Here is a 9,715-nt window from a genome sequence, read left to right as displayed (position 1 = left end):
CTTTGAATCCATCAGTCCCTGGTTGACGGACCACTAGAGGGCGTAGTTGATTATACCGTTGTAATAGAGGGGGATCGCGAGAGCGACCCCCTCGCTTTCGCAGAAAATGACGCAGAAAATGACGCAGAAAAAGACGCACTCCACCGTAGCCAACACACTAGTACCACCATGTGTCACCGGCAATGCGGTGTGAATCTCTTGTGGTGGTGCCGCCCAAGTGGGGGTTCTACGAACCCCCGTGATTACAACGGTATAATCCGCTCCGTCCGTGGTTAGTTTCCTCCCGCGTTGGCTTCGTGGGCTCGCATCCACCCTGCCAAGTCGGGATGCGCGAACGTGATCTCGATGTGGTGGCCACCAACACCCATGGCGTCGTCGATCGACAACGTCCGTGACTCTTTGTAGCTCACGCCGGGCACACGCTCGGCCATCTCTTCCATGACGCGATAGCCGTCGTTCTTGTACGCACAGCCATAGTGCGTTGCGACCTCTCGATAACCCAATCGTGCGACCATCACGTCATTCGTCTTGGCGACGTTCTTCCCGTGTTCGAGGACATCGAGATACTTGTCCTCGACTTGCTGGCTCTCAGCACGCTTTTCGCGGAAGTTGACGAGTTCGGTATTCTGTTCCGAACGCTGAATCGTCTCGAAGAGCTGACGGCCCGCATTCGAGCTACACAAATCGAGACGTCACTGGCTATTCAAGACGGCTCTTGCACGTTTTACATAGGTGTTCTTCGACCAACTTCGTGCCGTACTCATCTCATCGAGTAATGACTCCGCGTCAGCTGGTGATACAATCCCGTTTCGCACGAGCGCAACGAGCAGCATCGGTGTCGTCACAAGCCGAGTATCAACGAGTGATGCATGGATGATTGCGAGGCGATTAAACTCGTCACACAGAAATTGCGTCGCGTTAAGTTCGTTTGTGAGTGTCACGGCGGCGTTCTCGCCATCGTCAAGAGGAAATGAATCATCGAGATCAACAGCCCGTTCGTCAAAGTCTTCCTGTCGATTGAGAACCTGTTTAGCGCCCTGTCCCGACGCATCATCGTATGCCGCTGTCTCCTCCAACTCGCCGAAAATCAGCGTTGGAACGGTAATCGTGTGGGTAGCAAGGAGATGGTCGAGTGGGTTCCATGTGTGATCGGCGACCGTACCGAGGCTCACGAGAGCAGATGTGTCTGCGACGATCTGCATTTATGAATCTGCTAGCTCCTCAGCGGTCTCGTCAATGAATTCGTCTTCGAGCTGCTCTTTGAGAATTCGGAAGTTGGCGGCTTCTTCGTGGCCAACGAGTTCTTTCAACTGTGTAAACGTAATATCGTCGCTGTAGAATGCCTCCGCGATCTCTTGTTTGAGTTCGTCGTTGTGCGCGGCATCACGAAGATAGTCTCGGAGTGCCGAGAGAATGACTGTCGTCCGATCTGTCTCTAAGACGGTGGCGAGTGTATCCGTTTGCTGGACGAGCCGCTCGGGGGCACGGAATTGGACTCGCTTTTTCTCGCCTGTATCCGAACTCATGTGTGTACATTGTGAGCCGAACGAGAAAACTCTGTTGTCGCATTCTATGATGCGAGTCTCACGCACCGGCTGTCCCGACCACAAACACGGTGGCCGGTACCAGCTTTCCCCCTCCCGCTGGCTTGTAGCCGATAGATGCCGATACAACTGCCGTACTCACAAGTAGCCGTACGGTGTCTGTCCCAAACTGTGTCAATTCGGGACGTCCACGACTGCGTTTGTGTTCGTGTTTGTGGTAGAGTTGTTACCCTCTCGGGCGTGTTTTCGTCCCGACCACGCTACTCTCCGGCAGTCTCGTCTGTGGTCGGATTATCGTTTGTGTTCTCTTTCGAAACCTCACCGGGAAGCTCGACATCGGCCTTGAGGACGAGACGTGTCTCCTGGTAACTCAATCCGTCCTTGGATCGTTGGCGCTTGATCTTCCCGAGCCGTCCGTTCGAGAGTTCATGCATCGCGTCCATCGTCTGTTTTGATCTATACTCTGAAACTGACTATTCTGTGATTTTCAGTGATCTTTGAGTTTTCGTGGATATCCACTCATCACACCTGCCGGTTTGCTCTTCGTACCTACCCCTTTCTTTGGACGATTTTCGAGGTGCGGAAGGCAATATCACGGCCTTAAAATTGCATATAACAACGGAGGGCCGATCTCAGCGTGTAAAACCGTGTTTGCAACTGGTTTCGGTCCCTGGAAAAGTTGTATGCACCGATTTCAGCCCTCTTCTTGCCAAAGACGGCATTTACCGCCAATTGACTGTTTCATGTTTTCGATTCTATATGAAACTGATCATCAATCGTGCATGAAAATAAACGGTGGAAAATGGCTCACACTGCTCTATTCTCTTGCGAGAGCGTCTCAATCGTATTTGCAAATCAGTCACTTCGAACAGTACAAATTAGCCACCTCAGAGTGGGTACTCTATGTGATAGGACGTTCGGATGCTGGTGCGTTGACGAAGTACTTCGGGAAGGTCGCTGGTGAAGACGAGTACAAGTATCGGGCATCGAGTGCCGACAGCGGAGTACGCCGTCGTATATCGACGAAGCGCAGAAAGCGTTGATTCGAGCAGTGGATGAGTATCGTGATCCAGAAGCCGTTTGTGAGGAACTGCGGTCGTGGGTCGATCGGCTTGAGCGTGGGGCGGTCGATCCAAATGAGTTGGTGATCACGAATCGCGTTTCGAAAAAGAAGGAGGACTACTCGCAATCAACGCGGAGTGTGGCGGCATTAGAGCGAGCGGCTAAGTTGGGGCTGGCGCGTGCACCTGGTCAGAGTGTGTCGTATATGGTGGTTGATGATTCGAAGCGGTCGCGAGAGCGGGTGAGGTTGGCAAGTGAGGAGTTAGACGAGTATGATACTGGGTTCTATCGGGAATTGTTGATTCGTGCAGCAGCGAGTGTGTTGTCTCCGTTGGGATGGCGTGAGCAACGCATTGAGCGGTTCCTTTCGAGTCATGACGAAATCAGTCTCAAATCGTTTCTCTGACGATAACACGTCTAGAGGATGGATTTGGTGCATACCTGTGTCTCTATAGAACCAAAAGTCACGGTCTTTTGAAACCCCGGCCTTGTTGGAATCCTCAAACGTTGATATGCTTCTGTGAGCGTGCTGCATAGAGGGGGCGAGTCGGTAGTATGTGTCAGCGATGATTCTTGAGACCCTTATCCATCAGCACATCCTATTCACCGTACGGATGACCAACACGGAACGCGACTACCACGGCTACACCCCGATGGACTACGATGCGGACAGCGAGGCAGACGAGGTGTACCAGATGTGTCTGTCGTATAGTGAAGTATTTGATTTCGAGAGAAAGCGACAGCGTCACATTTTGATTCTAGGTCCCAATTATCCAGCGAAACAGTCAATCACTGCCTCTTAGACCATAGTAGACTTCCCCGGACACTCTTGAGTCGGTCATTGTACATTCGTGCCACATATTCAGCGTACCAACTGGCGGTGATTTCGGTGATCGAATTTGACTGCTCCGAACGATTGGGGAAAAGTAGTCTCTATTCTGGGATTTTGACGCGTTTCAAGATGCGTAATTGGTTCTATAACGGAAGTAGGACAGGCAATGGCAGTGAGTTCGATTTCTTGAAGTCGGGAACTCCCTTATCCGACTGGAGCCCCAACGGTGCATATGTCTCGCTATGAGGACTCGTTCAAGATAGACTTGAAGACAGATTTGTACGCCGCTCACCGCATTCTGGAACGAATCTACGATACGATCCGGGAAGAATCACGGAGCGTCCGTGAGGGTATAGACGACGCCGACGAACTCCTGGATGCGTTCCAGACGCTCCGAGACGCACCGAAACAGCGGACATCGGGGGAATTGACCATCACCCTCGAACGAGACGTCGCTGGATTCGAGGACTGATGTCGCGACCGACTCGCCCGGAATCGGCTCCGCCTGACTGCCCAAAGGCGACTCCACGTGGGTGTATCGTGCACCGGAGACGAACACGGTTGCTGCGTGGCCGCTGGTCTCGCCGGACGTCCATTGCCGACGCGTGCCGACACGACCACTGTTCCATATGGTAGATTTCCTCTCCCTGGGCGGGGTGCTTCTCGCCTTCTTCCTCGTCATCATGAACGGGGTCTTCGTAGCTGCGGAGTTCGCATTCGTCAAAGTTCGGCCAACCCAGGTGACTGCACTCGTCGAACGCGGCAAACCGGGGGCAGCGCTCGTGCAGGATGTCGTTCAGAACTTGGATGACTATCTGGCGGTCAGTCAACTCGGCATCACGCTCTCCTCACTCGGCCTCGGCTGGATCGGTGAACCGGCTGTCGCAGCGCTCATCGATCCCGTCCTCGGCCAGGTGCTTCCTGCGGGAGCGGTCCACCTCGTCGCGTTCGTCCTGGGATTCGGGTTCATCACGTTCCTCCACGTGGTGTTCGGCGAACTCGCGCCGAAGACGTTCGCCATCCAGGAGGCCACGCGTGTCGCGCTCCTCGTCGCCCCACTCATGAAGTTCTTTTACTACGTGTTCGTGCCCGGCATCATCGTCTTCAACGGGACGGCCAACTACTTCACCCGCCTCGCTGGTGTCTCCCCGGCGTCCGAGAGCGAGGAAACCCACACCGAATCTGAGATTCGGATGATCCTCACCCGCTCGGAGGAGACGGGACATATCGACCTCGACGAAGTCGAGATGATCGAGAGCGTCTTCGAACTTGGGGATACGGTTGCCCGCGAGGTCATGGTTCCGCGTCCAGACGTAGAAACCGTGCCCGCTTCGATGTCGCTCTCGGAACTCCGGTCTGTCGCCGCGACGGGGACCTACACGCGCTACCTCGTGCTCGACGAGGATGGGAATCAACCGCTTGGATTCGTCCACGCCAAGGACATCCTGCGAGCGAGCGAAGCCGAGACGGAGCAGGACAGCACGGTCACAGCGCGTGAGCTCGCACGAGCAGTCCTCACGGTCCCGGAAACGCGTCGGATCGACGCGATCCTCGCAGACTTTCAGACGCGTGGGAAAGGCCAGATGGCTGTCGTCGTCGACGAGTGGGGCGTCTTCGAGGGCATCGTGACCATCGAGGATATCCTCGAAGAGATCGTGGGCGATATCCAGGACGAATTCGATACGGGTGCTCAGGAGCCGTCGATCGAGAAGAGAAACGACGGAGCGTACGTCGTCGACGGAGGGGTTCCCATTCAGGACGTGAACGACCGGCTCGACTCTCGATTCGAGAGCGACGATGTCGAGACGATCGGTGGATTGGTCTTCAGTCGCCTCGGCAGAGTTCCTGAAGTGGGTGATCAGATCGAAGAGAACGGGTACCTCCTTCAGGTCGAGGCTGTCGATGATACTCGAATCGAACGAGTCGTGATTCAAGAGACACAGGCTGGACAGGGGACGGACGACGAGTAGCGTCTGAGTCCAGTTCGGGAACAGACGAAACGGACCCAGCGCAACGAACCCCCGGCGTTCACGCCGGAGAGGACGTCATTGGCCTCGAATGACTACTCGCTCCGACGAATGACCGTGATGAGTTGGGACTTCGGAAGCCACTCATCAGAGAGATACGGGATATCGTCCCGTGTCTCGAATCTCCGATGCTCTTCCTCTAGCTTGTCGGTCAACCGCTTTCGACGGTCGCTATCGACTGTAGTATTCTGGACTCCGTTTTCGAGCGACTGTATCTTGTGTGCGATCTGCATGAGACGATGAACCGGTGACGACTCTTTGAAGAGAACTGCGTCTTCAGTTTCCCGGGAGATATATCCGACAAATGTTGTGGCCAGATTTCCCTGCACGTCGTTCGCCTTCTCTTCGGCGAGCCACTCCGGAAGCTGGATAAACACGTCATCCTCGTCCAGGAGTCCCAGCAATTGCCACAGCCGGCGTGTGTCTTGTTCGTTGAGGAGGCCTCGCTTTCGGGCCGCCTCCAGGGTCACATCGCGGTCTTTGAGCGTCTCTGAGTGCCACTCGCGAGCGAAGGAGTCGTAGTCGGCGAACGTTCTAAGAGCATCAACCACTACAAGATAGATAGAAGAGCGAGACAAAGAAGGATTCCATCACTGTTCTATCAGAACGATCCTGGTCCCGACGGTCCGCTATGGGCGTGAACTGCGGACACAGTATCGATACCTAGCATTTGTAACGAGCTGGAGTGTTCGAACAAGAAGGCAACCTTACGACACTTTCGCTATTCGGACCGATTGGGGGTCCAGGGCTTCACTCCTCAGGATTTATCGAAACGAAAGACTTTGCCCCGCACTCCGGGCACTGTTCGTGCTGGGAATAAAAGCGTGCTTCACACGATTCACATTGGTAGTTTGAATGCTGCGTAGCGGTCTCAGTGGCCGTCTGCTTGAACTGCTCGACCTGCCTTCCGACGCGTTTGAAAAATCCCATTCTCTGGTTTAATATGTGAGCGGCAAGCGGATAAGGGTTCGTAGGATGGCTGGTTTCTGAGCGAACAGCTCGTTTCTACAGAGGAACAATGCGAGTGCCTCGGGACTTCATTCCAAGGCAGTTCATGAAGTGTCACCCTGATCAACTCGCTGGTGTACATACCAGTCCTTATTCCGCGTCAGCGTTTCTATTTAGTGTGGTCTTCTATAACGTTTCGTTGGCAGTCCAGAGCCTTGGCTCCCCGTCCGTAACGGCCGAGATGCTCGTCGTTTTTGGAATTATTCTGCTCGCACTCGTGTTGTTCGCCACAGAGTGGTACCCCATCGATGTCACCGCGATTTTGGTGATGGTGCTGTTGATCGTACTCGAACCGTGGACGCAGATCTCGCCTCGGGAGGGAATCTCGGGATTTGCGAATCCGGCCACGATCACCGTCCTGGCGATGCTTATCCTGAGTACCGGGATCAACCGAACCGGCATCGTCCAGTTGCTCGGTCGGAAGATGGCCGCGTTCGCGGGGACCAACCGACGCAAGCAACTTACGGCGACGATCGGCATCACCGGCCCCGTCTCGGGACTCATCAATAACACGCCGGTCGTCGCGATTCTGGTCCCGGTGATTAACGACCTCGCACACAACGGGAAGACCTCGCCGTCGAAGCTGCTCATGCCGCTGTCGTTCGCCTCGATGCTCGGCGGCACGTTGACGCTCATCGGAACGTCGACGAACATCCTCGCAAGCGATATCGCAGCCCAACTCGGGGCGGATTCTCCCGAGCTCGGCCTCCACGCGTTCGGGATGTTCGAGTTCACCAAACTCGGTATCATCGTGTTCGCGGTCGGGTCCTTCTATCTGATGACGGTCGGCGTTCGACTGCTCCCCAAACGGATCCCCGCCGACGAGGACTTTGTCGAGGAGTACGCCCTCCAGGAGTACCTTGCAGACGTCGTCGTTCCGGCGAGCTCGTCATTGATCGGAAAGACGGTCGAGGAGGCACTGGGAGACGACGAACTCGACATCGACGTGTTACAGCTGCTCCGAGACGGCGAGCACTTTTCAGAACCGCTCGCTCGCAAGGAGATCCGCGAGAGCGACACGCTCCGGCTCAGGACGAACCGGGAGACACTCGAATACATCAGGGATGCGGAAGGCCTAACCTTGTCGGGTGGCCCCCGCACCGAAGACGATCTGCATTCCGATGAGGAAGAACCGGTCCTCGTCGAAGTCGTCATCCCGTCGGGGTCGTTCCTCGTCGGCGAGACCCTCGCGAGTTCGACCTTCCGGCAACGCTACGACGCGAACGTCCTCGCCTTCCGAACCCGTGGTGACGTCGTCCGGGACCGATTCGAGGACATTCGTATCCGAGTCGGTGACACGCTTCTCGTACAGGCACCGCCCGATAGCCTCACCCGCCTCGTTGAGAACCAGGACTTCATCGTCGCCCACGAGTTCGACGAGGTGACCTACCGGAGCGAGAAGATTCCGTTCGCGGTCGGAATCATCGCCGGCGTCGTCGCCCTCCCGGCACTGAACATCCTGCCGATTGTCGTCTCTGCGTTAGCAGGGGTCGTGGCGATGGTCTTCACCGGCGTCCTCAAGCCGACCGAACTCTACTCATCAGTCGAGTGGAACGTGATCTTCCTCCTCGCCGGCGTCATTCCCTTAGGTATTGCGCTCCAGCAGACGGGGGCGGCAGCGCTGCTGGGTAATGCTGTGGCTTCGACCGCAGCGTTCTTGCCAGTAATCGGTGTCCTCTGGGTGTTCTACGTCGCGACTGGCCTGTTGACGAGCGTCATCAGTAACAACGCGAGCGTCGTGTTGATGATTCCTGTCGCGGCCAGCGCAGCCCAGTCGATCAGTGCGAACGCGTTCGCGTTCGTCCTCGCCGTGACGTTCGCCGCCTCAACGGCGTTCATGACGCCGGTCGGCTACCAGACGAACCTCTTCGTCTACGGGCCTGGTGGCTACAAATTCTCGGACTTCATCCGCGTTGGTGCGCCGTTACAGTTGCTCCTGTCGGTCGTCACTGTCCTCGGCATCGCGTTCTTCTGGGGGGTGTGAAATGCACAGATTCTGATTCGAGAGCGTTCTCTTCCCGTGTATCTACTCGTCTGTTATGAAGTGCGGGTCGTTCATCTGCACCGTATAGACACGCTCTCTTGGGATGTACGTGTACTCGTCGTCGCCGTGATGAACCTGCCAGTGGTCCTCTCGGTAGTTCAGTTGCTCGTCGTCGACGTCCTCCGAGACAGTGTCATCAACGCCTCGGTAGACAATTGTTGCCATGATCTAGTGTAGATCGGCCAGGCGCATAACGTGGAGGGCCACCTTCACTGGAGTGAGTCGCGAACAGTAGCGTTCTACACGACGACTGAGAGGCTGTCGCTCCCGTCATACCGGTCCAAGAGCCCGTGTCACGGGTCTACTAGCACTGATCCTGCCGATAGCGATCGAACGGTCGGGTGTGTACCTATCGCAGGGTCATCGTCATCATACCCGTTGTTCTGATCCACCGTACGAACGTTGATTGACCTGGCCGTCCTCCTAGAACTATGGCAGAGTTCCCAGACGAGCGCCAGCTCGTATTACGTGCGCGGTCCCAGTTGGATCAATGGACGAGAAATGCCCGGTGAGAGGCATACACTGAACTGTTCGAAGGCGACCAACCAATCCTCACCGAAGCAGACTTCCGTCTGCCGACGCGCTCGACTCTGAACTGGAACGACAAGGTGGCGATGGTGACTGGGGGACTGACCAATACGGAATCCACACGGCTGGGACCTCGAGTTCGGATACCTCCCTTGGTGTGGTCAGTGTCTATCACCCACAGATTACCAAGGACTCTGTCCTCCGCGGGCGGGACGAACTTGACGACGAGACCGAAGAGCGAATCAATGCAGCGCTTTGGCAATATAGCGAACGGGTTGCGACACTCATCGAAGCAAAACTCGACGAGTTCATCCGCCAAACACAGCGCTAATCCAGTATCCCGGTTCTGTTGAAACCCTCTGTTGTTGATAGTTTGTTGAGGCCGTGCTGAATACAGGGCGCTTCTCGGTCGAGATGGGAGCGCGACAGTCCTATCCGAACCAACCAATTGACGATGGAATTGTTAAGATCACATTGTCACAAGATAGATACTAAATAACGAATAACTTATAAACGGAACAGACACTGGAGTTGAGAGCAAGAGACATTGGCGTTCGTGGCGTCACGAGATCGTATGTGGTGGTTGACGATGCAAAGCAATCGCGAAAACGGGTGATATTGGTGAGTGAGGAGTTGAGTGACTATGATATCGAGTTTTATCGGGAATTGT

Annotated in this window: 10 protein-coding genes and 1 pseudogene; 5 read left to right on the top strand and 6 right to left on the bottom strand. The window is 55.5% G+C overall.

Annotated features, from left to right (window positions below):
• Positions 1–272: 272 nt before the first annotated feature.
• From ACN2TU_RS24920 to ACN2TU_RS24905, 4 genes are all read right to left on the bottom strand, one after another.
• Positions 273–683: a hypothetical protein gene (locus ACN2TU_RS24920; RefSeq protein WP_435159291.1), complete on the bottom strand. Its 411-nt coding sequence runs from the start codon at positions 681–683 to the stop codon at positions 273–275.
• Between the two features lie 9 nt (positions 684–692).
• Positions 693–1,202 carry a PIN domain-containing protein gene (locus tag ACN2TU_RS24915; RefSeq protein WP_435159289.1) on the bottom strand — a complete coding sequence of 170 codons (510 nt, stop codon included), beginning with the start codon at positions 1,200–1,202 and terminating at the stop codon, positions 693–695.
• Positions 1,203–1,526, bottom strand: a complete 324-nt coding sequence (locus ACN2TU_RS24910) for a hypothetical protein (protein ID WP_435159287.1) — start codon at positions 1,524–1,526, stop codon at positions 1,203–1,205.
• Between the two features lie 278 nt (positions 1,527–1,804).
• Positions 1,805–1,987, bottom strand: coding sequence for a DUF8008 family protein (locus tag ACN2TU_RS24905; RefSeq protein ID WP_435159285.1), 183 nt, complete (start codon positions 1,985–1,987; stop codon positions 1,805–1,807).
• A 608-nt stretch (positions 1,988–2,595) separates the two neighbouring features.
• Between ACN2TU_RS24905 and ACN2TU_RS24900 the strand changes: the two genes are divergently transcribed.
• The 3 genes from ACN2TU_RS24900 to ACN2TU_RS24890 all read left to right on the top strand — a co-directional run bounded on the left by ACN2TU_RS24900 (position 2,596) and on the right by ACN2TU_RS24890 (position 5,408).
• Complete coding sequence (locus tag ACN2TU_RS24900) at positions 2,596–3,012, top strand: hypothetical protein (RefSeq protein WP_435159283.1); 417 nt, start codon at positions 2,596–2,598, stop codon at positions 3,010–3,012.
• Positions 3,013–3,670: 658 nt separating this feature from the next.
• Positions 3,671–3,910 (top strand): hypothetical protein, encoded by a 240-nt coding sequence (locus ACN2TU_RS24895; RefSeq protein ID WP_435159281.1) that lies wholly within the window; start codon positions 3,671–3,673, stop codon positions 3,908–3,910.
• Positions 3,911–4,067: 157 nt separating this feature from the next.
• Positions 4,068–5,408, top strand: coding sequence for a hemolysin family protein (locus ACN2TU_RS24890; protein WP_435159279.1), 1,341 nt, complete (start codon positions 4,068–4,070; stop codon positions 5,406–5,408).
• 92 nt (positions 5,409–5,500) lie between these two features.
• Here ACN2TU_RS24890 and ACN2TU_RS24885 read toward each other — a convergent pair whose 3' ends face one another.
• Positions 5,501–6,016, bottom strand: a complete 516-nt coding sequence (locus ACN2TU_RS24885) for a hypothetical protein (protein ID WP_435159277.1) — start codon at positions 6,014–6,016, stop codon at positions 5,501–5,503.
• 638 nt (positions 6,017–6,654) lie between these two features.
• Here ACN2TU_RS24885 and ACN2TU_RS24880 point away from each other — a divergent pair.
• Positions 6,655–8,457 (top strand): SLC13 family permease, encoded by a 1,803-nt coding sequence (locus tag ACN2TU_RS24880; protein ID WP_435159299.1) that lies wholly within the window; start codon positions 6,655–6,657, stop codon positions 8,455–8,457.
• A 42-nt stretch (positions 8,458–8,499) separates the two neighbouring features.
• Here the strand turns inward: ACN2TU_RS24880 and ACN2TU_RS24875 are convergent, their stop codons facing one another.
• A complete protein-coding gene (locus tag ACN2TU_RS24875) occupies positions 8,500–8,682 on the bottom strand; it encodes a hypothetical protein (protein WP_435159275.1) in 183 nt (60 codons plus the stop codon).
• 362 nt (positions 8,683–9,044) lie between these two features.
• Here ACN2TU_RS24875 and ACN2TU_RS24870 point away from each other — a divergent pair.
• A pseudogene (locus ACN2TU_RS24870) lies at positions 9,045–9,376 on the top strand (DUF7539 family protein).
• Positions 9,377–9,715 lie beyond the last annotated feature (339 nt).

This window comes from Haladaptatus marinus, from assembly GCF_051194195.1.
Note: the sequence above shows the minus strand (reverse complement) of the source record. Positions and strands in the feature narration are given on the sequence as shown.